The organism is Prosthecobacter sp. (assembly GCF_044227185.1).
In the GTDB taxonomy this organism is placed as follows: Bacteria; Verrucomicrobiota; Verrucomicrobiia; order Verrucomicrobiales; family Verrucomicrobiaceae; genus Prosthecobacter.
Map to the genome: position 1 here is coordinate 287,067 of NZ_JBGAFO010000004.1, position 22,959 is coordinate 310,025.

Below are 22,959 nucleotides of genomic sequence, written 5' to 3' on the forward strand. Positions count from 1 at the left end.
GAGGTGTGATCAGACTCCCAGCTCCTGCTTCACGGCCGCAAACGCCCGCACCGCCGTCTCCAGATCCTCCCGCGTGTGTGCTGCGCTGATCTGCGTGCGAATGCGTGCCTTCCCCTGCGGCACCACGGGGTAGCTGAAGCCAATGACGTAAACACCGCGTTCCAGCATCGCGTCCGCAAATTTCGCGGCCAGCGCCGCATCGCCCAGCATCACCGGCACAATGGGGTGCTCACCCGGCACGATGTTGAATCCCGCCTTCGTCATTTGTTCACGGAAGAATCGTGTGCTGGTCTCCAGCGCATCACGCAACTGGGTGGACTGCTTCAGCAGATGCAGCGCCGCGAGCGAGGCGCCCGCGATGCTGGGACAGAGCGTGTTTGAAAACAGGTAGGGCCGTGAGCGCTGCCGCAGCAGCTCGATGATTTCCTTCCGCCCGCTGGTGTAGCCGCCGCTGGCGCCGCCGAGCGCCTTGCCCAGCGTGCCCGTCAGAATGTCGATGCGGCCCATCACCTCGCAATGCTCATGCGTGCCGCGTCCCGTTTTTCCCATGAAGCCCACGGCGTGGGAATCATCCACCATCACCAGCGCGCCGTACTTATCCGCCAGATCACAGATCGCCTTCAGCGGCGCGATGAAGCCGTCCATGGAGAACACCCCATCCGTGGCGATGAGCTTGAAGCGCGCGCCTTTGGCATCTGCGGCGACCAGCTGCGCCTCCAGATCGGCCATGTCGCAGTTTTTGTAGCGGTAGCGCTGCGCTTTGCACAGACGCACCCCGTCAATGATGGAGGCATGGTTGAGCTCGTCGCTGATGATCGCATCCTCCGGTCCAAGGATCGTCTCAAACAGGCCGCCATTCGCATCAAAGCATGAGCCGTAGAGGATTGTGTCCTCCGTGCCGAGGAAGTCCGACAAAGAGGCCTCCAGCTCCTTGTGCACGCCCTGGGTGCCGCAGATGAAGCGCACGCTGGCCAGCCCGTAGCCCCAGTGCTCCAGCGCCTCGTGCGCGGCCTGCCGCACCTTCGGATGCTGCGCCAGGCCGAGGTAGTTGTTGGCACACAGGTTCAGCACCGCCTTGCCGCCATTCGCGCGCACCAGAGTGCCCTGCGGGGTGGAGAGCACACGCTCGCGCTTGTACGTGCCTGCGGCGCGGATCGCATCGATCTGCGCCGCGAGATGAGTCAAAAAGGTTGGATTCATGTCTGCCGATATACTGGATGCATGTCCTGTATTTTGGCAACAAGTCTTTTTACCTCGCCGCCTCCAGCACCGCATCCACAAGCGGCTGCACCGGATCCAGACCATGCGGATGATGCCCCGCCTCAGGCTTTTCCCAGCGTCTGACGGTTCCGCCGAGCGCCTTGTAGCGGGCCTCCAGCACATCCGCATGCAGCTTCGGCGGAACCACATCGTCCTTCATGCCAAGCACAAGGAACACTGGCACCTTGGCCGCCGCCAGGCCTTCCAGTCCATCGATCGGGCTCCCCTTGAAATCCGGAAGCTGCTTTTCGGTGATGCCATAGCTCTCCAGGCATTCTTTCCGCATGGCGCGCGCCTCCTTCGTATTGTTCGGAAAGGCACGCAGATCCAGCAGCGGATTGTCTGCATAGATGGCGGTGACTTTTCCGGGGTTGGCCTTCGCCCAGTTGAAGATGTAGGTGCCGCCACGGCTCATGCCCTCCAGCACCGGCTTGGGCCCGAGTCCGATCTTTTGCGTCAGCGCATAAAACTGGTTCCAGCGCTCCACAGCCTTGGGAGCTCCCCAGAATTCAACCACATCACAGTAGGCCACGTGATAACCCTGCTCCAAAAGCGCAATCTCAAAAGCAGGCTCATGTCCCCAGAAGCGCGCGCGCCACACCCACGGGCTGCCTGCCGCAGTCTTCTTCGGCGAAACGATTTTGCATTCAGCGCCATCACCTGGAAGCGCGAAATCGAGCTCCGCGAATCCATGGAAGTCCGCGGCGGTCGTTGCAGTGACACCCGTGGCTTGCAGGCGCGGTTTCAAATCATCCGCATGCGCGGACACGCAGCAGCAGGCAAGGACCAGGGCGAGGAAGAAAGCGGTTTTCATCAGCAGAAGGGGATGAGATTACACCCCCTGCCTACCCGATCAAACCTCAATCCGCCGGCACGGCTCACTGCGGCAGCGTGAGTTTTGGCGGCCCCTCCGAGGCCGGGCGGTCAAAAGCTTTGCCAAATTCGGTGAAGCCTTCCACGAAACCTCCCTGGGAAAGGAAGAAACGCCCTTTCTCCACACCCATAAAACGGTCCAGCCGGCTGACCTTGCCCGTGCCGTCGTGGCTGAAAGTCGCCCGGGTCAGCTCGGTCCATTTGCCATCCGCAGTGGCGATCCACTGCGGACCGTACAAGGCCTTGCGCTGCAGGTGCCCGTTCTGCCCGCCAAAGTTTTCGCTGAACGAATAGAGCCCGCGCAGATATTTCCCGTCCTTCGGCGCGCGAAAGCTCGCGATGAGCATCCAGGCCTTCTTTTCCGGATGAAACCAGAAGCCGCTGTAGGTCGTGTGATCCCCCTCCGGCTTCACGGCGACCACAAACTTCTGCGCCTCGCCGGTTTTCCATGGATACACGAGATGCGAATGCCCGCCGGTGCCTTCATTGCCGAAAACACTGGCCTCCACACCGGGCCCTTTCGCAAGCAACTGCGTCTGATTGTCAGCGGAGACACTGCTGCGGTCTTTCGCATTCTGGCCGCTGCCCGCATCCCAGATGGAGAAGATGATGCGGCGCTCCTTCGGCGAGTTCACCTGCATTCCGAAGTATCCCCGGCTGAAACCACAGGCCATGTAATACGTGGCCACAGGGGCCTCCACCGCCGTGACCTCATTGTAAAACATCGCGATCGGCGCGTCCTTCGGCGTGGGGTAGAACAGATGCACCGAGGCGGCGTTGCGACGCGGCTCCAGATTGAAGTGCGCGCCTTTGATCGCAGGACCGTCGAGCACCATGGCCTCGATCTCTCCCTTTTCATCCCCGCCACTGCGGGTGGCCAGTTCAAAGCGCACGTATCCCGGCTTGGCGATTTCAAATTCACCAAAAGACGCCGTGCCCTTCTTGATCGTTGCTTCGAGGCTCTGCCCTCCGACCGTCAGCCGCAGGCTGCGTCCGTCATCGCCTTTCGCCCGGATCACCGCGCTGAGCTTGCCAGCCGACTTGATCTCGCCGAACCACAGCACCCGCTGCTTTTTGTCCGTCCAGCCGGTGACGCCCTTCTCCTTGGAGATGGTGACGCCGCCGGCATCGAGCTCCGCATAGGCGGTGAAAGCCGGCACCTTCAGCTCCGCATGCACATGCGCATGAGACAGAAGGCCGAAAACGGCCGCGAGAAGAGTGGTTCGAGTCATTGATGTGGTGTTCATGCTTTGAGTCCGTTCGGATCAAGATTCACTGCGGAAGGCTTTCACCACCAGCTCGCGGAAGGCGCGGACATGTGGCGGCTCAAAGCGGCCCTTGCGCTGCACCAGAAAGACGTCCTCGTACCCAAAGAGATCGGACGCATCCCGGAACACAATCTCGGCCTCGCCAGCCGTGCGCTTGGGAAGTCTGACTCCCGCCGCGGCCGTTCCTATGGCGATGCCAAATCCAATGGCGACATAGTTCAACAGCAACGCACGATTGGTGGCCATCATGGTCACATTCATCCGCTCGACCAGTCCGGCGCGGGCAAACACCCGGCGGATCTGCCGGTGCGAACTGCTCTCCTCCGGCGCGAGCACCAGCGGTTCATTGACGATGCCCGCCAGCGTGAGCTGCCGCGTCTGCAGCAGCGCGTGATTCGCCGGGCAGATGAGGTGAAAGGCAAAGCGCGTCAGAGGCAGGCACTGAAACTGCGGCATCGGTTCGTCGCCTTCCGCCATGCCCATGACCGCGAGATCAGCGCCGTCCTGCTCGATCACCTGCCGGGCGAGGTAAGAGGTGCGGTCCAGCAGCACGAGCTTCACTTTGGGGTGATGCTGGCGGTAGGCAATGATGGGACGCCGCAGCGCACCCGCGATCATGGTCGGCGGAGCCACCACCGTCAGCGTGCGTGCCGCCGTGCTGCGGCGCTCCTCAAACATGGCCCGCAGTCCATCAAAGGACTCCACCAGCGGCGCCGCGAGATCCACCAGGGCACGTCCATCGTCGGTCAGCGAGACCTTTGACCCCTCCGCCACCACGAACTGCACGCCGTATTCATCCTCAAGCGAACGAATCTGCTGCCACACGGAGGGCACCGCCAGGTCCAGTGCCGCCGCGGTCGCCGCAAAGCTCCCCTGCCGCGAGAGTTCCACCAGCGAGCGGATCTGGCGAAAGCGCACTTCTTTGAAGTAGCGCCGTGCTGGAGTTTCCACGGCTGCGCCGATTCTACGGGGAGTGCTGCGTTTGACTTTCATCGTTAGCCAACTCCTAATGGATGGAGCAAAGGAAAGCAATGGACGAACAATTTACGAGGCCCAGTCCAGTACCACCTTGCCGCAATTTCCGGACTCCATCGCGGCAAAGCCCTTCTCAAACTCGGTGTAGTGAAAACGGTGCGTGATCACCGGCTTGATGTTGAGCCCGCTTTCCAGCATCACACTCATCTGGTACCACGTCTCGTACATCTCCCGGCCATAGATGCCGTGGATGGTGAGCATGTTGAAGATGACCTTGTTCCAGTCGATGGCGATCTGCTCGCTCGGGATGCCGAGCATGGCGATCTTGCCGCCGTGACACATGTTGTCGATCATGCTGCGGAAGGCGGCGGCGTTCCCGCTCATTTCCAGCCCGACGTCAAAGCCCTCCTTCATGCCGAGCTGCTTCTGCACGTCCTCGATCTTCTCCTTCGTCACGTTCACCGCATGCGTCGCGCCCATCTTCCGTGCCAGATCCAGACGGTATTCGTTCACGTCCGTGATGACCACGTGCCGGGCGCCTGCGTGCTTCACGACGGGAATGGCCATGATGCCGATGGGCCCCGCCCCGGTGATGAGTACGTCTTCACCCAGGCATTCGAAGGCCAGCGCCGTATGCACCGCATTGCCGAAGGGGTCGAAGATGCTCGCCACTTCTTCATCCACGCCATCGCGGTGATGCCACACATTCGTCATCGGCACGCTGATGTATTCGGCGAAGGCGCCGGTACGGTTCACCCCGATGCCCACGGTGTCCTTGCAAAGATGCCGCCGTCCCGCCAGACAGTTGCGGCAGCGGCCGCACACCACGTGTCCCTCGGCGCTGACGATTTCTCCCGGATGGAAATCATTCACATTCGAGCCCACGGCGACGACTTCGCCCACAAACTCATGCCCGACGACCATCGGCACCGGGATGGTCTTCTGCGCCCACGCATCCCATTTGTAAATGTGCAGGTCCGTGCCGCAGATGCCGGTCTTGTGAACCTTGATCAGAACATCATTGATGCCCACCTGCGGCTCCGGGACATCCTGGAGCCAGAGACCGCGTTCCGACCTTGCTTTGACGAGTGCCTTCATGGTTGTGTCGGTATATTGGACACATATCCGGTAAATTGGCAACCCTAAACTTTGGCCTCTAGGCAAGGATTTCAGGAATCACCTGCCCAAAGTCACGCTCCAGCCGCTTGCGGCCCGGAACTTCAAGCTGATGCGGGTCCAGCCCCAGCAGATGCAGAATGGAGGCATGCACATCCGTGACATAGTGCGGGTGCTCCACGGCATGAAAGCCCAGCTCATCCGTGCTGCCGTGCACGGTGCCGCCTTTGACACCACCTCCGGCCATCCAGACGCTGAAGCCAAAGGGATGATGATCGCGGCCGTCACTGCCCTGAGATCCAGGCGTGCGACCAAATTCGGTGGCGAAAACCACCAGCGTATCGTCCAGCATCCCACGCTGCTTCAGATCCTTGAGCAGTCCCGCAATGGGTTTGTCCACCTGCTGCGCCAGCATGGAGTGGTTCTTCTTCAGGCCCGAATGCGAATCCCAGGCACCGGCGGCGCCATCGCCATGCTGGAGCTGGATGAAGCGCACACCGCGCTCGGCCAGACGGCGGGCGACGAGGAGCTGCCGCGCAAAGGGCTCGGTCACCTTGTCGTCCATGCCGTAGAGCTTTTTGGTTTCAGCGCTCTCGGCTTCCAGGTCCATCGTCTCCGGCACGGCGGTCTGCATGTTGTAAGCAAGCTGGTAGCTCTTCATGCGGGCGGCGAGCGTTTTGTCGCCAGGATACTCTTCGGCATTGAGCGTGTTGAGCTTGTGGATGAGATCAAACTGCGCCGCCTGCTCGGCTCTGCCGACCGCGATTTCAGGCGTGGCAAACGTGAGCGGATTTTTGGGGTCCACCTTCAAGTTCACCGCGTCATACGCCGGCCCCAGGTAGTGGCCGTCGCGGATGTCAAAGTAGCGCGGCCCCATGTTGATGAAGGAGGGCAGGTTGTCCGTCATGGAGCCGAGACCGTAGCTGATCCAGGCGCCAATGGTCGGCACGCGCGGCTCCAGCATGTGCCGCCCGCTGTGAAACTGCACCTGCGCGCCGTGGTTGTCGTCCGTGGTCCACATGCTGCGGATGAAGGCTATCTCATCCGCGCAGGAGCCGATGTGCGGAAACCAGTCGCTGATCTCGATGCCGCACTGGCCGTAGCGCTTGAAGCCAGTCTGCAGCGGGTAGATGACATTGCGCTGCTGCCCGTTCGCATCATTCACCACCACCACGCGCACCTTCTTGAGCTTGGCCGGGTCCTGCACGCTTTTGAACGGCGTCTCAGCGATGCTCTTGCCCGCATACTTCGTCAGCATCGGCTTGGGATCAAAGCTCTCCATGTGGCTGACCCCGCCGCGCATGAAGACCCAGATCACCCGCTTTGCCTTCGCCGGAATCATCGGGAGACCGCTCGGCGGCCGCCACGCCTCCTCGGCTCTCAGCATGGACGCCACGGCAATGCAGCCCAGGCCGCCGAGGATGTCACGACGGAGGAAGGGCGTGGGATGGTGCAGCGGAAAGTTCATCGCAGGGTGACGAAGTCGTTGTGGTTGAGCAGCGCCTGCAAAAAGAGGCTGCGGTTTTGCTTCAAGGCCACGAAGCCGGCCAGACTCGTCTCCTGCTCCGCAACGGTCGGTGCGCGGCCCAGCACCGCCAGGAAAGCCTGCGCGATGAACGCCTTCTCATCGAGCTGGCCGAGTCTGGCGGCCAGCTTGTCAGCGCTTTCGCGGCTGAGCCTGCTGTTCGTCAGCGCCAGCGCCTGCTGCGGCACCACGCTCTCATTCCGGCGGTAGCATTCCAGGACGTTGGCATTGTCAAACGTGGCGAGGAAACGGTCCTCCACATCCGCGTTCTGCGTGAAGTAAAGCGAACGGCGCGGGCTCGTTTCCGAAGTCGCCGGATTCAGACTGGGACCGCCGAGAGTGAGGTCCAGTTTCCCGGCCAGTTGCAGCAGACTGTCGCGCACGACCTGGCTTTCCATGCGGCGGGGATTCATGCGCCAGTAGCAGGCATTGTCAGGATCAGCGGCCAGGGTTCGGGCATCCGCTCCGGCATTGGAGGAGCTGCGGCGGTACACTTCGGAGAGAACCATGACGCGGTGCAGGTGCTTCAGGCTCCAGCCGTTGCTCATGAAATCGACCGTGAGCGTGTCGAGAATGTCCTGGTGCAGCGGCGCCGGCGAGCGGCGGCCAAAATCATCCACCCCCGCCACGAGCGAAGCACCGAAGTGCCGCATCCACACCTGATTCACCAGCACGCGGGCCGTGAGCGGATTGCGTTTGTCCGCCACCCATTGCGCAAAGGCAAGCCTGCGCCCCGTGCTCGATTCAGGGTAGGTCTGCACAGCGGCGTTGGTTTTTTCCTCCGGCCCCTCCTGCGCTTTCAGGCTCGCAGGCAGGGAGGTGTAGCTTTCACCCGGCTCGGCGGCTTTCTTTTGGGCTTTGTCGAGCGTTTCCCGCGCAGCTTTGATCTTCTTTTCGGCGTCCTTCGCCTGCGGGTCCTTTTCCGCTTTGGCGAGATCGAGCTCGGCCCTGGCCAGCAGATACCGCGCCTCGGCCAGCGCCGCGGCTTTGGCGACAGCCTTGTCATTCCTCGCGAGATCAGCCGCATAGACCGCCTGGATCATCGCAATGCGCAGGCTGGCGGCTTTGACAGCGGCAGAGTCATTCGCCTTCTGTGCCGCCTCCAATTGCAGATCCGCAGCATGCAGATGATCGCCAAGCACAAACGGCAGCAGCACCGGCTGCGCAGAGGCTGGTGGCAGCTTCACCGCCTGGGGCTGGAACGAGGCGAAAGCGAGCACCTGCGGAATGCCTGGCGTCATCGACTTCGATTTGTCCTCATTCTTCTCATCCCCGCGCACGTGGCGGTAAGTCTGCTGGTCAAGATGGAGGTCAAAGACACGCGGCAGGCCGTTCTTCTCAAAGTCCGTTTCACCCTGCCAGGGATCGAGACGCACATGCAGTGGCTCAAAGATGGCGCGCATGCGGTAATAGTCGGCCTGCTCGATAGGATCGTATTTGTGATCATGGCATTTCACGCACTGCATGGTCACACCGAGGAAGGCGCGGCAGGTGTGCTCAATCGTTTCGTCCAGCCACGTGGTGCGGTTGAAAAGATAGTAGCTGCGCGCCAGGAAGCCGGTGGCACGAAGGGTGTCGCGGTCTGCGGGCGCGAGTTCATCCCCGGCGAGCTGTTCAACAATCATGCGGTCATAGCCTTTGTCCGCGTTCAGAGATTCGACGATCCAGTCGCGCCAGTGCCAGATGTGTTTCTGACTGTGGCGGAGCTGCGGCCCCAGGCCATACCAGTCGCAGTAGCGCCAGAGGTCCATGAAGTGCCGCGCCCAGCGCTCGCCATACTGCGGTGACGCGAGCAGTTCATCCACCACGCGCCGCCGCGCCGGCAGGGTGGTGTCCCGCAGGAAGGTCGTGATCTGCTCCGCCGAAGGCGGCAGTCCGATGAGATCCAGATACACGCGGCGCAGCCAGATTTCCGGCGCGGCTTCTTCCTGCGGCTTCAGTCCTTTCGCCGCCAGGCGCTCCGCCAGCAGCGCATCCATCGGTTTGCTGGAGGAACGCGGCGGCTGGTAGGCCCAGTGCGCGCGCGGATCCACCTCGGGCAGTTCGTTTGCAGGCGCAGGCGAACCCGCATCAACCCATGCCTTCAGCTTGGCCACCTGCTCACTCGTGAGCATCGAGCCCTCGCCCTCCGGCGGCATGCGGTCGCTCTTGTCCGTGGTCGTCACGCGCTCCAGCAGGAGCGACGAATCACGGGCGAGAATATCGCCATTGTCACCGCCCTTGCGCATGGCGGCCGCGGTGTCGAGTCGGAGGTCCGCCTTCTGCTTCAAAGCCCCATGGCAGGCATAGCAGCGCTCCTTCAGCAGGGGCTTGATCTCTTTTTCATAATCCACCGCCGCTGCCGGCAGTGCGGCGAAGGCAGCCCATGCCAGCACCGCCACGCCGCGAAACGGCGCGCTGGTGCTGGCAGATTGGAGGACGATTTTCTTCATGGGGTAAGACCGGTCCAAACATTACGCACCCGCTGACGCGCTCTTTATCGTCCAAAAACAGCTTTCCCAAGCCTTGATCTGTCTCCCATTCTTCCCTCATTCCCATGCGCACGATCCTCTCCTCGTTTTTTGCCGCCTCGTTTTCCTTCGCAGCCCTCGCCGGTGACGCCGCTGTCATTGAGAAGACCCCGAGCCTCGTCGCCTTCTGGACTTTTGGCGAGGACGAAGGTCAGAAGCGCGCCTCGCAGGGCACCCCGGAAAAGCATCCGCTCTCCGAGGTGAACGGCCCCATCAAGCGCACGGCCGGCGGCCCCTTCTCCGGCTACTCGGCGGATTTGAACGGCCACCAGTACTTCGAAATCAAGCATGCCGAGACGGGCGACCTCAACATCTCCGGCAAGGACGCGCAGGTCACCCTCTTCGCCGTCGTGCGCATCGTCGATCTCAAAAAAAGCCGCACCATCGCCGGCATGTGGAGCGAGGGGAAAGGCGCGAACGACGACACCGGCACGCGGCAGTATGCGCTGCTCATGAACATGCCCACCTACGGCGGCCCGCGCAATCTGGTGCCTCACATCAGCAGCGAAGGCGGCGTGACCATGCGCGCGGACGGCAGCAAGTTCCCCTGGTGCGCCGACTACGCCGCCACCAGGCTCGAAGTGCCCGAGGAGAAGTGGTGCACGCTGGCCTTCACTTACGACTCCAAATACATCCGCGCCTACATCAACGGCGTGCTGGACTCGCGCCAGCTCGATGCCGTCAAAGACAAGCGCAATGATCCCTACTTCACCAAGGAAGGCCCGGATGGCAAAGACCGCGGCATGAATCCCTACTACCACGGCCGCGGCATCTTCAAATACGACCCCGCCCTTCACGCGAAGACCAAGATCGCCCCTTCTGATTTCACCGTCGGCGCGCGCATGGCCGTCGGCTCCATGACGGGAGAGGCAACCATCGGCAGGTTCGGCGGCCTAGCGGTGTTCAATCGCGCCTTGAGCGATGCTGAGATGATGAAGCTGCATCAGGCGGCGGATGTTGGCTCCCTAAACAAGTAATCACGGGCCTGTCATGACAGCGGCTGCTCGATCCTGCTCTGGCTCCTCAGCCAGACAAAAATCGCCAGGGTCATCAGCACCGCAGAGCAAAAAAAGCCTGCTGTGGCAGCAAGCGAGATCTCATGAAGAGCTCCATGAAATTTGGCCGGGTCCGATAATCCGCCGCTTCTCAGTGTGGCAAAAGCACTCATCGCCCCCGTCACCGTGCCGGCCACACCGTAGCAAGCCGGCACAAAAGCCCCGATCACGAAAGCCCAGCACTTGCCCGGCGGAAAACGCTTCACCAGCGCAATGGCGCCGAGCACCAGCAGCAACAGGGTCCAAAGAAAGACAGGCCAGGCTGACCAGCCCATCATTTTCACCACATCCAAAAGGCTGTAATGCATTTCCATGGAGTCCGCTTCGGTGATCGCATTCATGTTATGCATCCCTCCCTGCAACCTGCGGTTTGTGAATGAAAAACGTCACCGTAATGGCGATGAGCAGTGGTGCCGTCGAAGCTTGAGTCGCCGCCGCGTTGATCAAAGCCTCCCCAACATGATGCCCTACCGCCACCGGATCACTCATTCCTTTCATGCGCACCGCCAGGCAGTAGTTCAGGAAGCTCCATAGCGTGAAAGACGTGCCCCAGAGCCAAAGCGCCGCGATCCCCGCCAATGCCGCGCAGCGCCAGCGAAGAGACGATTTTCGGAGAAGGACAACCATCGCAATGGCTGCCGGGACTGCCATGGCTGGAAGAGCAGGATTAATACTCATGCCGCGATTTTTTTCAGATTCCACTCGCGATGACAATCACAAATTGCTTTCTGTGAAGGATGAGCCCCTCGTTCATTCTCCACCTCGCGGTCACCTGGATGCTCGTCGGCCTGATCTGGGTCATCCAGATTCTCGCCTACCCGCAGTTTCTGCGAGTCGGCTCCGCGGAGTTCAAAAGTTTTGACTTCGCGCACTGCTTCCGCATCGGCCTCATCATCGCGCCGCTGCTCTTTGTCGAAATCACCACCGCTGCCTGGCTGTTGTACGCGGGGCAGCGCTCGTCGCTCTTTGTCATCAGCATCGGTTTGATCCCCCTCATCTGGCTGTGCACGGCGGTGTTTCAGGCGCCCATCCACCTCCGCCTCATGCGCGGCTTCGACGCCCGGCTCATCCACCGCCTCATTCTGACCAACTGGATTCGCACGCTGGCATGGACAGCACGCGGCATTCTCGTTAGTCTGTCCTTTCCATGAGCAAAAAAGCGCTTCTCTCCCTTCTCGTTTTCAGTCCCCTGCTCCACGCCCAGACGGCGCTTCAGATCGCACCGCCTGAGATCAAACGGGATGCCGCCGGCAGCGTGACTCTTCAAAGCGCCACGCCAGACACCACCCTCCTCTACACCCTGGATGGAGCAGACCCCAGCGCGAAGTCCAATCCCTACCTTGCCCCCATTGATCTCGCCTCCGGCGGCACGCTGAAAGCGCGGGCCTTCTCCAAAGACCGCAAAACCATGAGCGATGCGGGTCAGGCTACATTTGAGCCCTTGCCCGGACACTCCGCTCTGCCCAGCACCGTCGTCCCCGTCACCCAGGATCGCAGCTGGCCCAGCTACGACTGGGAAAAACGCCACGCCCTCACCAGTGCGGCGGTGAAGAAAGCGAAGCCGCAGATTCTCTTCATCGGCGACTCCATCACCCACTTCTTCGGTGGCGAGCAGTTCGATGGCTACGCGCTGCGCGGCCCGCAGACCTGGGGCGAATTCTACGCCCCGCGCAATCCTGGCAACCTCGGCTTCGGCTGGGACAAAACCGAAAACGTTCTCTGGCGTTTGCAGCACGGCGCTATCGACGGCATCGCGCCCAAACTCGTCGTCATGATGATCGGCACCAACAACACCGGGAACTGCTCCGCGCCCGACATCGCCCAGGGCATCGAAGCCATCGTGAAGGAGCTCAACCAGCGCCTGCCGCAGTCCAAAATCCTGCTGCTCGGCGTTTTCCCGCGCGGTGAAAAACCCAACCCGCAGCGCGAGAAGATCGCCGAGATCAATGGCATCATCGCCAAGCTGGATGGCAAGAACGGCGTCACCTTCCTCGACATTGGACCGAAGTTCCTCACGCCCGAAGGCTTGATCACCAAGGACATCATGCCGGACTTCCTCCACCCCAATGAAAAAGGCTATCGCATCTGGGCGGAGGCCATCGAGCCGACGGTGAAGAAGCTCATGGGTGAGGCACCTTGAGAATAGGGGACAGAGTCCCCCACTCCTTGGATCAACGGATTACTTCGCAGCGGGCTTCCAGTTGCGGATGAAGTCCAGGCACTGGGTGATTTCGGGCACGCTGGTCTCCCAGTGGTACTCGTACTCGCAGTGAAGCGGGCCGGGGTAGCCCTGGGCGGTGTATTCGGCGAGGATGGCTGGGATGTCGCTCTTGCCGGTGCCGAAGGGGAGATCGTGAGCTTTGGGATCACCAAACTCATTGAGGTCCTTCATGTGGCTGTCGAAGATGCGGCCCTTGAGGATCTTGATGCAGTCCACGGGATTCAGTCCGCTGCGCACCCAGTGGCCCACGTCGGCGCAGGCGCCCATGCGGGGGTCGCGGTCCTTCACCAGGCCGAGCACGTAGTTCGGGTCCCAGAACATGTAGGCGCGGTCCAGCGGACGCTTCGGATGGTTGTGGATGGCCATCTTGATGTCGAACTCCTTCACCAGCGCTTCGATGTTATCCAGCGCGGTCACATCCGGCTCGGTGACCACCACGCCGATGCCCAGCTTCTTGCAGAATTCAAAAATCTTGCGGTTGTTCGCATCGTCCTTGCCGAGTCCTACCACGCCGTAGGCCACGGCGGTGAGTCCCTTCGACTCCAGATGTTTCATCACTTCGTCGATCATTTCCGGCGTGGCGTTGTGGTCCCACTTGGCGTCCGGCTTGGTCGTGGAGAACTTCTGCCCGGGATAAAACTCGATGGTCTTGCCGCCGCACTGGGCGGTTTTGTCGATGGCTTCAAACACGTTGTACTTGTTGAAGCTGTAGGCCTGGCAGCCGGCGTAGAACTGGCCGACTTTGGCGGCGTCAGGAATCGTGGCCGCCAGGGAGGCGCTCGCGAAAAGGAGGGAGAGAAGGAGATGCTTCATGGTGGGTGGAGCAGGAAGTCTGGCGAGTTCTTCGCGAAATGGAAGAAGCGAGAATGGAAAAGCGGCCCGGAAGCAGCGTTTTGAAAGGCACCATGAAGTTCCCGCTCCTGTTTCTGCTCTCCACCACGGCCGCCCTGGCGCAACTCCCCACGGCAAAGCCCATCCCGCGCCTGCAGGCGGTGCCGCTGCCGCATCACATCACCTCCTTCCAGCTCGATGGCCGTGAACTCACCGCCATGCATTTCGATCCGCTGGACATGCGCCCCTTCTGCTACCCCATCCGCGCCTCCAAGGACGTGAGCCTCACCCGCATGGGCCATCCGCACGATCCGCTCACTCATTCCCACCACAACAGCGTGTGGGTGACGCACAACATGGTGAACGACCTCGACTTCTGGGGCGACTACGCCAAGAAACAGGGCCGCATCATCAATGTGGAGGTCTCCCGCGAAGGCTACGAAGACACCGACGAATTCACCTCCATGCGCATGGTCAACCGCTGGATCAGCGAGGCCGACAAGTCCATCCAGCTCACCGAAATTCGCCGCACGGAAATCCGCCCCATTGATGGCGCGAAGAGCTGGTTCATGATCATCGATCTGGAATTCACTCCGCCCAAGGGCAAGACCACCACCTTTGGCGCCACGGGTTTCGGACTGGTCGCAGTGCGCATGGCCAAAAGCATCGGCGTGCATGACGGCGGCGGGCGCATCCTCAACTCCGAAGGGCAGCTCAATGAGGAGGCCATCTTCCGCAAACCGGCGCGCTGGTGCGACTACAGCGGCCGCATCACCAACGACGCCGACGGCTTCGGCGGCATCACCCTCATGAATCACCCCATGAATCCGCACAACCCCACCGCCTTCCATGTGCGCAATGACGGCTGGATGGGCTGCTGCCTGAGCCTGGACACCCCCGTGGAGGTCACCGAGGAGAAAAAGCTCCGCGTCCGCTACGCGCTGTGGGTGCATGACGGCGTGGCCACCCAGGCCGAAAGCGAGGCGCAGTGGCAGAAATTCACCGCGATGCCCGTGGTGGATTTGGCGCCAAAACCGGCCAAGAAGTGAGCATGGCCGAATACCCCGCCGCCCTGGGCGAACTGATCTCCTTTTTCGAATCGCTCCCGGAAGGCGAGCGGCGGGATAATTTGATCGACCTGGCCGCCGCTGCGCCAGGCTACGCGCCGAAAGAAGGCGAGGCCTTTGCCCTGGAGGATGTGCGGCACGATGCCGAGTGCACAGACACCGTGGGAGTGCATGCCCGCCTTCATCATGGAAGCCACGTTCACTTTGCCGTCAGCCTGGGCCCCAGGGTTCAGACCCTGACCAAGGCCATGACCACCATCCTCTGCCGCGGGCTCAATGGCTGCACGCTCGCGGAGGTTCTTGCCGTGCCTCCGGACTTCGTTCCACGCATCGTCGGCGCGGACCTGGTGCGGCTGCGCAGCCAGACCGTCTATTATGTGCTGGGCCGTATGAAAGAGGCCGCCCGGAAGCTGGCCGCGGCCGCCTAGGCCAGCCGCGTGGTCTGCCCGGTACGCAGTTGCTCGGGGATCTGGCCCACAAACCGCGGCTGCAGATCAATGGCGTCAAAGATCTGGTGGATTTCCATCTGGCTGATGTCCCCGGGCTTGTCGATCTCGAAATAGACCAGGTCATGGCGGGCATCCACCTTGTAGCGGACCTTCGGAAAGTGGTCCATCTGGTTGCGGAGCTGCATCACATTGGAGTCCGACCGGAGGCCGGGAGCGTAGATTTCGACTTCGATCATGGCGGGTATGGGAACGGTTCTATCGGAATTGCCGGCCTTAGCCAAGCAAAACCTGCCGGGGCTTCACAGGCAGATTCCAGTTTGACAGGGTGGGCCAGTGGTCCTATTCTCGCCGCCCTTTCCCCCCGCCCCTTTTATGGCCAATATCCGCTCCGCAGAAAAAGACATCCGCAAAACGACGGCTCGCACCGCCCACAACCAGACGGTGAAAAGCCGCATCCGCACCCTGCGCAAGAAGGTGATCGCCGCCATCGACAAGAAGGACGCCGCCGCAGCAGCAGCCAGCCTGAGCGAATTTGCCTCCGCCACGGACAAGGCCGCCAAGACCAACGTCCTCAAGAAGAACACCTCCTCCCGTCTGAAGAGCCGCCTGGCCCTCAAGGTCAGCGCCCTGACGAAGTAAGCGCAGCGTTCAGCAGCAACAATTTCAAAACGGCATCTCGCAGGAGATGCCGTTTTTTGTTTGTCGGACGGCGCAAGGGCGGCAAAGATCGGCCCACCCACCATGATCACCCGCCACAAGATTGCCCCCAACGGTCCCGAGTTCTCCCGCCTTGTTTACGGAACGTGGCGCATCCTCGACGAGACAGACCCGGCCAACTGCGCCCCACAGGCCCTGCTCAGCCGTTTCAAGGCCTGTGCAGACATGGGCATCACCACGCTGGACACCGCCGAAATCTACGGCGTGTACAAGGTGGAGGAGGCCATCGGCGGAGCTCTCAAGCTGGACCCCTCCTTCCGCAGCAAGATCGAGATCGTCACCAAATGCGGCATCTACATCCCCTGCGAGTTTCATCCTGACCGCAAAGTGGCGCACTACAATGTCACCGCCGCCCGGATCATCAAAAGCGCCGAAAAATCCCTGCGCCTCATGGGCATCGATGAGATCGACCTCCTCCTCGTCCACCGCCCCGACTGGCTCACCAGCGCCGACGAGACCGCCGAAGGCCTGAACAAGCTCCTCAAGGACGGCAAAATCCGCAGCGCCGGCGTTTCCAATTACAACGTGCACCAGTTTGACCTGCTGAACTCCCGCATGGACCAGCCTCTGGTGACGAACCAGATCGAGTTCAGCCTGCTCCACATGGACCCGATCTACGACGGCACGGCGGACCAGTGCCAGCGCCAGCGCATCCTCCCCATGGCCTGGTCTCCCCTGGCCAAAGGTGCCCTGATGGAAAAGACCAGCCCCGAGGCCCTCAGGCTCCATGCCAAGGCCGCCGAACTCTCCGCCAAATACGGCGGTGCCACGCTCGACCAGCTCGCCTATGCCTGGATCATGGCCCATCCTTCCTGCCCTCTGCCGATCATCGGCACCAACAAGCTGGAGCGCATCCAGGCGGTGGTGAAGGCGGCGGACCTCAAGCTGGACCGGGAAGACTGGTACGGCCTGTGGGAAGCCGCGAAGGGTCACGGCGTGCCGTAGGACGCGGCGCTGCGGAGCTGGTCGTTGTGGATCATGTTCACCTGCCACTCCCAGGGCCAGCGGCCGGGGTTGTTCCAGTGAAACACCCACGGCTCGGTCATCTGGTTCACGTGCCCTAGAATCGCCTGGCTGTAGCCCACGCCATTGCCTTCCAGCCGGATCATCATGCTCACGATCCCCTGCCCTTTCACGGCCTCGATCTTTGTCTGGTCCGTTTTCAGCGTCAGGGTGAAGAAAGTGCTGAGATACTTGCGCCCGTCCGCAATCGCGGAGTCGCGGTTGTGGCCGAAGGCATCGGTGTAGGCCGGGCTCAGCAGCTTCTCCAGCGCCTTCCAGTCCCGCTCCTCCACCGCCTTGACCAGCTTTTCCTGAGCGGCACGCACCTGGGTTTCCGGCGAACGCCCGAAAACCCACCACGCCAGCCACAGCCCCTCAATGACGAACAGCACCAGCAGGCTGCGCAGAATGATTTTCTTCATGTCTAAAACTAAAAGAGGGCCAGCTGCCCGGTGGAGTCCGCTGAGGCAGCCATGCAAAAGCTCACCGTGCTGCCGCTGCGACGACGCACGACCTCAATGGTGGGCGTGGGCTTGTGGCGCTCCGCACACATCACCCGGGCCTCGGGGGCGCCTGCAGTATCCAGCGCCTGCCGGATGTAACGGGAGGCCGTGGCGGGGTCATTGCAGTCGTCGCTCAGGTGTCCCAGCACCACGTGGCTCAGACCGGGGTGGGCCACTTCCCGCACGAGCTCGGCCGCCTGTTCATTTGAGAGGTGGCCGTGACGGGAGCTGATGCGCTGCTTCGTGGACCAGGGGCGCTTGGTGTCGTTCTCCAGGAGCTGCGTGTCGTAATTGGCCTCGATAAACAGGCTGTCCGAGTTCCGCAGCCGGTCCTTGATCAGGTTCGTCACAAAACCCACGTCGCTGAGCACTCCCAGCCTGGATTCTTCATCCGCGATCACAAAACCCACCGGGTCCACCGCATCATGCGGCACAGGAAAGGACTCGATCCGCAGGTCCTGAAACTCAAAAGCCGCCCCCGTGGTCATCAGCCTCCAGGCGGGCGGTTTGCGGAAGCCCAGGCTGCCCGCCAGCGTCTCCTGCGTCAGCGCCGTGCAGAAGAGGGGCACCTGGCGTTTCCGGCTCAGCACCTCGATCCCACCCGTATGATCTTGATGCTCATGCGTCAGCAGAATGCCGTCCAGCATGTCCAGGGAGAAGCCGCAGGCGTCCAGCCGCAGGCAGATCTGCTTGGCGCTGAGGCCGGCATCCAGCAGCAGGGTGGTGCGCTCCGTCGAAATGACGGCGCAGTTCCCCGAACTGCCGCTGCCGAGAATTGTAAGACGCACCATGGCCTGTTTTTAACGGCTTGCCCCGCCGGATGCAAGGCGGATGAGCCCCGCCAGACAGACAACCGCCAAAATCTCCCTCCGGGATTTAAAATAGCCGCCATCTTGGCCGGTGGAATGCTTGTTGATTTACTTCCCCGCATGGCCTAAATGCGGACCCCCTTTTGACGCAAAAATGAGAAACCACGGACTACCCCCGAAACAAGGCCTTTATGATCCGCAATTCGAGCACGACGCCTGCGGCGTCGGCTTCATTTGTCAGATGAAGGGCAAACGTTCTCACTCCATAGTACAACAGGGGCTGACGATTCTTATCAATCTGGATCACCGTGGAGCGGTGGGCAGCGAAAAAAACACGGGCGACGGCGCCGGCATCCTCATGCAGGTGCCCGACAAGTTCCTCCGCAAGGTCACCGCGCCCCTCGGCATCACCCTTCCGGCGGAAGGCCACTACGGCGTGGCGATGGCGTACTGCTCCCCGGACAAGGCCCAGCGCGACGCCGCTGCGCGCATCTTTGAAAAAGTGGCCGAGGAAGAAGGCCAAAAGGTCCTGGGCTGGCGCGACGTGCCGGTGGACAATTCCATGATCGGTCTCACGGCGAAGGCCAGCGAGCCCTTCATGCGCATGGGATTCATCCAGCGCGGTGCCGACTGCGCGGATCAGCAGACCTTTGAGCGCAAGCTCTACATCATCCGCAAGCGCGCGGTGACCGCCATCCGCACGGCGGATGCGGACAGCTTCTGGTACTGCTCCAGCCTTTCCTCCCGCACGCTGGTGTACAAAGGCATGCTCATGCCGGAGCAGGTGGGCCAGTATTTCCTGGACCTGCAGGATCCGGACATGGAGTCCGCCCTCGCACTGGTGCACTCCCGTTTCTCCACGAACACCTTCCCGAGCTGGGAGCGTTCGCATCCCTATCGCTACATCGCGCACAACGGCGAAATCAACACGCTGCGTGGCAACATCAGCTGGATGAAGGCGCGCCAGTCCCTGCTGGCCAGCCCCCTCTTCCCGGACGTCAAGAAGCTTTTCCCCATCGTCAACGAAAGCGGCTCCGACTCCGCCATGTTTGACAACGTGCTGGAACTCCTGGTCATGGGCGGCCGCTCGCTGCCGCATGCCATGATGATGATGATTCCTGAGCCGTGGAGCGGCCATGAGTCCATGGACGACAAGCGCAAGGCCTTCTACGAGTACCACTCCTGCCTCATGGAGCCTTGGGACGGCCCCGCTTCCGTGGCCTTCACGGACGGCACCATGATGGGCGCCACCCTGGACCGCAACGGTCTGCGCCCCTCCCGTTACTACGTGACCAAGGACGATCTGGTGATCATGGCCTCCGAAGCCGGGGTGCTCCCCGTGGCTCCTGAAAACGTGAAGCTCAAAGGCCGCCTGCAGCCCGGCAAGATGTTCATCGTGAACATGGAAGAGGGCCGCATCGTCCCGGATGATGAGATCAAGGCAAAGATTGCCGCAGAGAAGCCTTACCGCGACTGGCTGGACAAGCACCTGGTGAAGCTGGCCGACATCAAGGACGGCGAGCCTGTGGCTCCGCCGGACCACGAGACCATGCTGCAGCGCCAGCAGGCGTTTGGTTACAGCTTTGAAGACCTGCGCAAGCTCATGGTCCCCATGGGCCGCGACGGCGTGGAAGCCATCGGCTCCATGGGCACGGACATCCCGCTCGCTGTGCTCTCCAACAAGTCCAAGCTGCTCTACGACTACTTCAAGCAGCTCTTCGCGCAGGTCACCAACCCGCCGATCGACTGTATCCGCGAAGAAATCGTGACTTCTCCGATCACCACCATCGGCGCGGAAGGCAACCTGCTGGATCCAAAGCCTGAGAGCTGCCACCTGATCGAACTCAAGACGCCGATCCTCAGCAATGAAGACCTGGCCAAGCTCAAGAACGTGGCGCATGGCCAGTTCAAGGCCGCCACCATCAACATCCTGTTCGATCCTGAGCAGGGCGCTGCCGGTCTGGAAAAAGCCATGGCTGACATCTGCCTCAAGGCTGACGAACTCATCACCCAGGGCTGGAACATCCTCATCCTTTCCGACCGCGGCGTGTCCGCCAAAAAGGCCGCCATCCCGGCGCTGCTCGCCGTGGGCGGGCTGCACCACCACCTGATCCGCAAGGGCACCCGCACGCAATGTGACCTGGTGCTGGAGTCCGGCGAACCGCGCGAAGTGCACCACTTCTGCACGCTGATCGGCTACGGCTGCGGCGCGATCAATCCCTACCTCGCGTTCGAAACTCTGGATGACATGATCCGTCAGGGCCTGCTGGTCAAAGTGGACCACAAGACGGCGGTGTACAATTTCATCAAGGCCGCCACCAAGGGCGTCATCAAGGTCGCCTCGAAGATCGGCATCTCCACGATGCAGAGTTATCGCGGTGCGCAGATCTTTGAAGCCGTGGGTCTCAGCAAGAGCGTGGTGGACAGGTATTTCACCTGGACCGCCACCCGTGTGGAAGGCAGCGACATCCGCGTCATCGCCGAAGAGGCGATTCAGCGCCACATGCGCGGCTTCCCCGAGCGCGACTCCCAGGTGCACGCCCTTGACGTCGGCGGCGACTACCAGTGGCGCAAAGAAGGCGAAGCCCACCTTTTCAATCCGCTGACCATCCACACGCTGCAGAAAGCAGTGCGCACCGGCAACTACGAGACCTTCAAGCAGTACACCGCCCTGGTGAACACGCAGGTGAAGCAGTTCTACACGCTGCGCGGCCTGCTGGAGTTCAAGGCGCGCAAGTCCGTGCCGATCGAAGAGGTCGAATCTGTCGAGTCCATCATGAAGCGCTTCAAGACGGGCGCCATGAGCTACGGCTCCATCTCCAAGGAGGCGCACGAGTCTCTCGCCATCGCCATGAACCGCATCGGCGGCAAATCGAACACCGGTGAAGGCGGCGAAGACCCCGAGCGCTACACCTGGACCAACGAGAAAGGCGACTCCAAGAACAGCGCCATCAAGCAGGTGGCCTCCGGCCGTTTCGGCGTCACCAGTCTCTACCTCTCCCAGGCACGCGAAATCCAGATCAAGATGGCCCAGGGCGCCAAGCCCGGTGAAGGCGGCCAGCTTCCTGGCACGAAGGTCTATCCTTGGATCGCCAAGGTGCGTGGCTCCACGCCGGGCGTGGGCCTCATCTCCCCGCCCCCGCATCATGACATCTATTCGATCGAGGATCTCGCCCAGCTCATCCACGACCTGAAGAACGCGAACCGCGAAGCACGCGTGAGCGTGAAGCTCGTGTCTGAAGTCGGCGTCGGCACCATCGCAGCCGGTGTGGCCAAGGCTCACTCTGACGTGGTGCTGATCTCCGGCTTTGACGGTGGCACGGGAGCCTCTCCGCAGACCTCCGTGAAACATGCTGGCCTGCCCTGGGAGCTCGGCCTCGCCGAAACACATCAGACGCTGGTCCTCAACAACCTCCGCAGCCGCATCGTCGTCGAAGCAGACGGCCAGATGAAGACTGGTCGTGACGTCGTTATCGCCGCGCTCCTTGGCGCCGAAGAGTTTGGCTTTGCCACCGCTCCGCTCGTCACGCTGGGCTGCATCATGATGCGCGTCTGCCATCTGAACACCTGCCCCGTCGGCGTTGCCACCCAGGATCCTCAGCTCCGCGCCAAGTTCAGCGGCGATCCCGAGCACGCGGCCAACTTCATGCGCTTCATCGCCCAGGAAGTGCGCGAGCTCATGGCCCATCTTGGCTTCCGCAGCATTCAGGAAATGGTGGGCCGCACCGAGGTCCTCGAAGCGCGCGCCGCCGTTGACCACTGGAAGGCTCGCGGCATCGACCTTTCCAACCTGCTTTACCAGCCGGACGTCGGCCCGGAAGTCGGCCGCTACTGCACCGAAATCCAGGACCATGGCATCGACCGCTCGCTGGACATCACCACGCTCCTGGACCTGTGCAAACCGGCCATCGAGAAGGGTGAAAAAGTCACCGCCAACGTCACCGTCCGCAACGTCAACCGCACCGTGGGCACGATTCTCGGCAACGAGATCACCAAGCGCCACTGGCACGGCCTGCCGGACGACACCGTGCACCTGAAGATGAACGGCACCGCCGGCCAGAGCTTTGGCGCCTTCATTCCGAAGGGCGTCACGCTGGAGCTGGAAGGCGACGGCAATGACTACATTGGCAAGGGCCTCAGCGGCGGACGCATCATCATCTATCCGCCGGAAGGCTCCGACTTTGCCGCCGAAGACAACATCATCGCCGGCAACACGGCGCTGTATGGCGCCACGAGCGGCGAGCTCTTCCTGCGCGGCCGCGCGGGTGAACGCTTCGCCGTGCGCAACTCCGGCGTGGACACCGTCGTCGAAGGCGTGGGTGACCACGGCTGCGAATACATGACCGGTGGTCGTGTGGTTGTGCTGGGCACCACCGGGCGCAACTTTGCCGCAGGCATGAGCGGTGGCGAGGCCTACGTGCTGGATGAAGAGGGTGACTTTGCCACCCGCTGCAACACGCAGATGGCCGGCCTGGAAAAACTCGAGGACAAGGCCGAGATCGACGACCTCTATGCGCTGATCAAAAAGCACGCCGACCTGACCAAGAGCCAGAAAGCCTTCAAGGTGCTCGCGCTCTGGGAGCAGATGGTGCCCAAGTTTGTCAAAGTGATGCCCAAAGATTACAAGCGTGTGCTCCAGGCCATCAAGAAGGCCAAGGAGGACGGCCTTACCGGCGACGACGCCCTCAGCGCCGCCTTTGAAGCCAACGCCCGCGACGTCGCCCGTATCGGCGGCAGCTAGCATCGACATCCCGCGCAAAAAACCAGCAGACATCACC

21 protein-coding genes are annotated in these 22,959 nt (G+C 61.8%); 8 read left to right on the forward strand and 13 right to left on the reverse strand.

What is annotated here, in order from left to right; genetic code table 11:
* Nucleotides 1-9 precede the first annotated feature (9 nt).
* From ACILSQ_RS11770 to ACILSQ_RS11800, 7 genes are all read right to left on the reverse strand, one after another.
* The gene (locus ACILSQ_RS11770; protein WP_395743824.1) at nucleotides 10-1,200 is read right to left on the reverse strand and encodes a glycine C-acetyltransferase; all 1,191 of its coding nucleotides are present in this window, start codon (nucleotides 1,198-1,200) and stop codon (nucleotides 10-12) included.
* Nucleotides 1,201-1,249: 49 nt separating this feature from the next.
* The gene (locus ACILSQ_RS11775) at nucleotides 1,250-2,074 is read right to left on the reverse strand and encodes an alpha/beta hydrolase family protein (protein WP_395743825.1); all 825 of its coding nucleotides are present in this window, start codon (nucleotides 2,072-2,074) and stop codon (nucleotides 1,250-1,252) included.
* A gap of 64 nt (nucleotides 2,075-2,138) precedes the next feature.
* Nucleotides 2,139-3,380: a DUF3472 domain-containing protein gene (locus ACILSQ_RS11780; RefSeq protein WP_395743826.1), complete on the reverse strand. Its 1,242-nt coding sequence runs from the start codon at nucleotides 3,378-3,380 to the stop codon at nucleotides 2,139-2,141.
* 18 nt (nucleotides 3,381-3,398) lie between these two features.
* Nucleotides 3,399-4,394, reverse strand: coding sequence for a LysR family transcriptional regulator (locus tag ACILSQ_RS11785; RefSeq protein ID WP_395743827.1), 996 nt, complete (start codon nucleotides 4,392-4,394; stop codon nucleotides 3,399-3,401).
* 51 nt (nucleotides 4,395-4,445) lie between these two features.
* On the reverse strand, nucleotides 4,446-5,474 hold the full coding sequence (gene tdh, locus ACILSQ_RS11790; RefSeq protein ID WP_395743828.1) for an L-threonine 3-dehydrogenase: 1,029 nt from the start codon (nucleotides 5,472-5,474) through the stop codon (nucleotides 4,446-4,448).
* 58 nt (nucleotides 5,475-5,532) lie between these two features.
* The gene (locus ACILSQ_RS11795; protein WP_395743829.1) at nucleotides 5,533-6,960 is read right to left on the reverse strand and encodes a DUF1501 domain-containing protein; all 1,428 of its coding nucleotides are present in this window, start codon (nucleotides 6,958-6,960) and stop codon (nucleotides 5,533-5,535) included.
* Nucleotides 6,957-9,449: a PSD1 and planctomycete cytochrome C domain-containing protein gene (locus ACILSQ_RS11800; RefSeq protein ID WP_395743830.1), complete on the reverse strand. Its 2,493-nt coding sequence runs from the start codon at nucleotides 9,447-9,449 to the stop codon at nucleotides 6,957-6,959. Before ACILSQ_RS11800 ends, ACILSQ_RS11795 begins: the two co-directional genes overlap by 4 nt.
* Nucleotides 9,450-9,553: 104 nt before the next feature.
* On the opposite strand from ACILSQ_RS11800, the gene ACILSQ_RS11805 reads away from it, so the two are divergent.
* Nucleotides 9,554-10,504: a hypothetical protein gene (locus ACILSQ_RS11805; RefSeq protein WP_395743831.1), complete on the forward strand. Its 951-nt coding sequence runs from the start codon at nucleotides 9,554-9,556 to the stop codon at nucleotides 10,502-10,504.
* Nucleotides 10,505-10,515: 11 nt separating this feature from the next.
* On the opposite strand, the gene ACILSQ_RS11810 is transcribed toward ACILSQ_RS11805, so the two are convergent.
* Together ACILSQ_RS11810 and ACILSQ_RS11815 are read right to left on the reverse strand one after the other, a co-directional pair.
* Nucleotides 10,516-10,923, reverse strand: a complete 408-nt coding sequence (locus tag ACILSQ_RS11810) for a hypothetical protein (RefSeq protein ID WP_395743832.1) — start codon at nucleotides 10,921-10,923, stop codon at nucleotides 10,516-10,518.
* 1 nt (nucleotide 10,924) lies between these two features.
* Entirely contained in the window at nucleotides 10,925-11,260 is a 336-nt protein-coding gene (locus tag ACILSQ_RS11815; protein WP_395743833.1) for a hypothetical protein, read from the reverse strand.
* Nucleotides 11,261-11,319: 59 nt separating this feature from the next.
* Between ACILSQ_RS11815 and ACILSQ_RS11820 the strand changes: the two genes are divergently transcribed.
* A complete protein-coding gene (locus tag ACILSQ_RS11820; RefSeq protein ID WP_395743834.1) occupies nucleotides 11,320-11,733 on the forward strand; it encodes a hypothetical protein in 414 nt (137 codons plus the stop codon).
* Nucleotides 11,730-12,722: a GDSL-type esterase/lipase family protein gene (locus tag ACILSQ_RS11825; RefSeq protein ID WP_395743835.1), complete on the forward strand. Its 993-nt coding sequence runs from the start codon at nucleotides 11,730-11,732 to the stop codon at nucleotides 12,720-12,722. Before ACILSQ_RS11820 ends, ACILSQ_RS11825 begins: the two co-directional genes overlap by 4 nt.
* Before the next feature lie 39 nt (nucleotides 12,723-12,761).
* On the opposite strand, the gene ACILSQ_RS11830 is transcribed toward ACILSQ_RS11825, so the two are convergent.
* Entirely contained in the window at nucleotides 12,762-13,616 is an 855-nt protein-coding gene (locus tag ACILSQ_RS11830) for a sugar phosphate isomerase/epimerase family protein (protein ID WP_395743836.1), read from the reverse strand.
* Between the two features lie 92 nt (nucleotides 13,617-13,708).
* Here ACILSQ_RS11830 and ACILSQ_RS11835 point away from each other — a divergent pair, with 92 nt between their 5' ends.
* Nucleotides 13,709-14,683, forward strand: coding sequence for a PmoA family protein (locus ACILSQ_RS11835; protein ID WP_395743837.1), 975 nt, complete (start codon nucleotides 13,709-13,711; stop codon nucleotides 14,681-14,683).
* A 2-nt stretch (nucleotides 14,684-14,685) separates the two neighbouring features.
* Nucleotides 14,686-15,129, forward strand: a complete 444-nt coding sequence (locus ACILSQ_RS11840) for a SufE family protein (protein WP_395743838.1) — start codon at nucleotides 14,686-14,688, stop codon at nucleotides 15,127-15,129.
* Here the strand turns inward: ACILSQ_RS11840 and ACILSQ_RS11845 are convergent.
* A complete protein-coding gene (locus ACILSQ_RS11845) occupies nucleotides 15,126-15,386 on the reverse strand; it encodes a hypothetical protein (RefSeq protein ID WP_395743839.1) in 261 nt (86 codons plus the stop codon). The two genes, ACILSQ_RS11840 and ACILSQ_RS11845, sit on opposite strands and share 4 nt — an antisense overlap.
* A 136-nt stretch (nucleotides 15,387-15,522) precedes the next feature.
* Between ACILSQ_RS11845 and rpsT the strand changes: the two genes are divergently transcribed.
* Both rpsT and ACILSQ_RS11855 read left to right on the forward strand, forming a co-directional pair.
* On the forward strand, nucleotides 15,523-15,789 hold the full coding sequence (gene rpsT, locus ACILSQ_RS11850) for a 30S ribosomal protein S20 (RefSeq protein WP_395743840.1): 267 nt from the start codon (nucleotides 15,523-15,525) through the stop codon (nucleotides 15,787-15,789).
* Nucleotides 15,790-15,891: 102 nt separating this feature from the next.
* Entirely contained in the window at nucleotides 15,892-16,812 is a 921-nt protein-coding gene (locus ACILSQ_RS11855) for an aldo/keto reductase family oxidoreductase (RefSeq protein WP_395743841.1), read from the forward strand.
* Here ACILSQ_RS11855 and ACILSQ_RS11860 read toward each other — a convergent pair.
* Both ACILSQ_RS11860 and ACILSQ_RS11865 read right to left on the reverse strand, forming a co-directional pair.
* Nucleotides 16,797-17,291 (reverse strand): hypothetical protein, encoded by a 495-nt coding sequence (locus ACILSQ_RS11860; protein WP_395743842.1) that lies wholly within the window; start codon nucleotides 17,289-17,291, stop codon nucleotides 16,797-16,799. The two genes, ACILSQ_RS11855 and ACILSQ_RS11860, sit on opposite strands and share 16 nt — an antisense overlap.
* A gap of 8 nt (nucleotides 17,292-17,299) precedes the next feature.
* Complete coding sequence (locus ACILSQ_RS11865) at nucleotides 17,300-18,163, reverse strand: MBL fold metallo-hydrolase (protein WP_395743843.1); 864 nt, start codon at nucleotides 18,161-18,163, stop codon at nucleotides 17,300-17,302.
* Between the two features lie 172 nt (nucleotides 18,164-18,335).
* Between ACILSQ_RS11865 and gltB the strand changes: the two genes are divergently transcribed.
* Complete coding sequence (gene gltB, locus ACILSQ_RS11870) at nucleotides 18,336-22,922, forward strand: glutamate synthase large subunit (protein ID WP_395743844.1); 4,587 nt, start codon at nucleotides 18,336-18,338, stop codon at nucleotides 22,920-22,922.
* Nucleotides 22,923-22,959: the final 37 nt, after the last annotated feature.

What these genes read in the sequence shown, in the direction of transcription:
- ACILSQ_RS11770 (WP_395743824.1), bottom strand. Translation starts at nt 1,200, where the DNA reads ATGAATCCAACCTTTTTGACTCATCTCGCGGCGCAGATCGATGCGATC.
- ACILSQ_RS11775 (WP_395743825.1), bottom strand. Translation starts at nt 2,074, where the DNA reads ATGAAAACCGCTTTCTTCCTCGCCCTGGTCCTTGCCTGCTGCTGCGTG.
- ACILSQ_RS11780 (WP_395743826.1), bottom strand. Translation starts at nt 3,380, where the DNA reads ATGAACACCACATCAATGACTCGAACCACTCTTCTCGCGGCCGTTTTC.
- ACILSQ_RS11785 (WP_395743827.1), bottom strand. Translation starts at nt 4,394, where the DNA reads ATGAAAGTCAAACGCAGCACTCCCCGTAGAATCGGCGCAGCCGTGGAA.
- tdh (WP_395743828.1), bottom strand. Translation starts at nt 5,474, where the DNA reads ATGAAGGCACTCGTCAAAGCAAGGTCGGAACGCGGTCTCTGGCTCCAG.
- ACILSQ_RS11795 (WP_395743829.1), bottom strand. Translation starts at nt 6,960, where the DNA reads ATGAACTTTCCGCTGCACCATCCCACGCCCTTCCTCCGTCGTGACATC.
- ACILSQ_RS11800 (WP_395743830.1), bottom strand. Translation starts at nt 9,449, where the DNA reads ATGAAGAAAATCGTCCTCCAATCTGCCAGCACCAGCGCGCCGTTTCGC.
- ACILSQ_RS11805 (WP_395743831.1), top strand. Translation starts at nt 9,554, where the DNA reads ATGCGCACGATCCTCTCCTCGTTTTTTGCCGCCTCGTTTTCCTTCGCA.
- ACILSQ_RS11810 (WP_395743832.1), bottom strand. Translation starts at nt 10,923, where the DNA reads ATGAATGCGATCACCGAAGCGGACTCCATGGAAATGCATTACAGCCTT.
- ACILSQ_RS11815 (WP_395743833.1), bottom strand. Translation starts at nt 11,260, where the DNA reads ATGAGTATTAATCCTGCTCTTCCAGCCATGGCAGTCCCGGCAGCCATT.
- ACILSQ_RS11820 (WP_395743834.1), top strand. Translation starts at nt 11,320, where the DNA reads ATGAGCCCCTCGTTCATTCTCCACCTCGCGGTCACCTGGATGCTCGTC.
- ACILSQ_RS11825 (WP_395743835.1), top strand. Translation starts at nt 11,730, where the DNA reads ATGAGCAAAAAAGCGCTTCTCTCCCTTCTCGTTTTCAGTCCCCTGCTC.
- ACILSQ_RS11830 (WP_395743836.1), bottom strand. Translation starts at nt 13,616, where the DNA reads ATGAAGCATCTCCTTCTCTCCCTCCTTTTCGCGAGCGCCTCCCTGGCG.
- ACILSQ_RS11835 (WP_395743837.1), top strand. Translation starts at nt 13,709, where the DNA reads ATGAAGTTCCCGCTCCTGTTTCTGCTCTCCACCACGGCCGCCCTGGCG.
- ACILSQ_RS11840 (WP_395743838.1), top strand. Translation starts at nt 14,686, where the DNA reads ATGGCCGAATACCCCGCCGCCCTGGGCGAACTGATCTCCTTTTTCGAA.
- ACILSQ_RS11845 (WP_395743839.1), bottom strand. Translation starts at nt 15,386, where the DNA reads ATGATCGAAGTCGAAATCTACGCTCCCGGCCTCCGGTCGGACTCCAAT.
- rpsT (WP_395743840.1), top strand. Translation starts at nt 15,523, where the DNA reads ATGGCCAATATCCGCTCCGCAGAAAAAGACATCCGCAAAACGACGGCT.
- ACILSQ_RS11855 (WP_395743841.1), top strand. Translation starts at nt 15,892, where the DNA reads ATGATCACCCGCCACAAGATTGCCCCCAACGGTCCCGAGTTCTCCCGC.
- ACILSQ_RS11860 (WP_395743842.1), bottom strand. Translation starts at nt 17,291, where the DNA reads ATGAAGAAAATCATTCTGCGCAGCCTGCTGGTGCTGTTCGTCATTGAG.
- ACILSQ_RS11865 (WP_395743843.1), bottom strand. Translation starts at nt 18,163, where the DNA reads ATGGTGCGTCTTACAATTCTCGGCAGCGGCAGTTCGGGGAACTGCGCC.
- gltB (WP_395743844.1), top strand. Translation starts at nt 18,336, where the DNA reads ATGAGAAACCACGGACTACCCCCGAAACAAGGCCTTTATGATCCGCAA.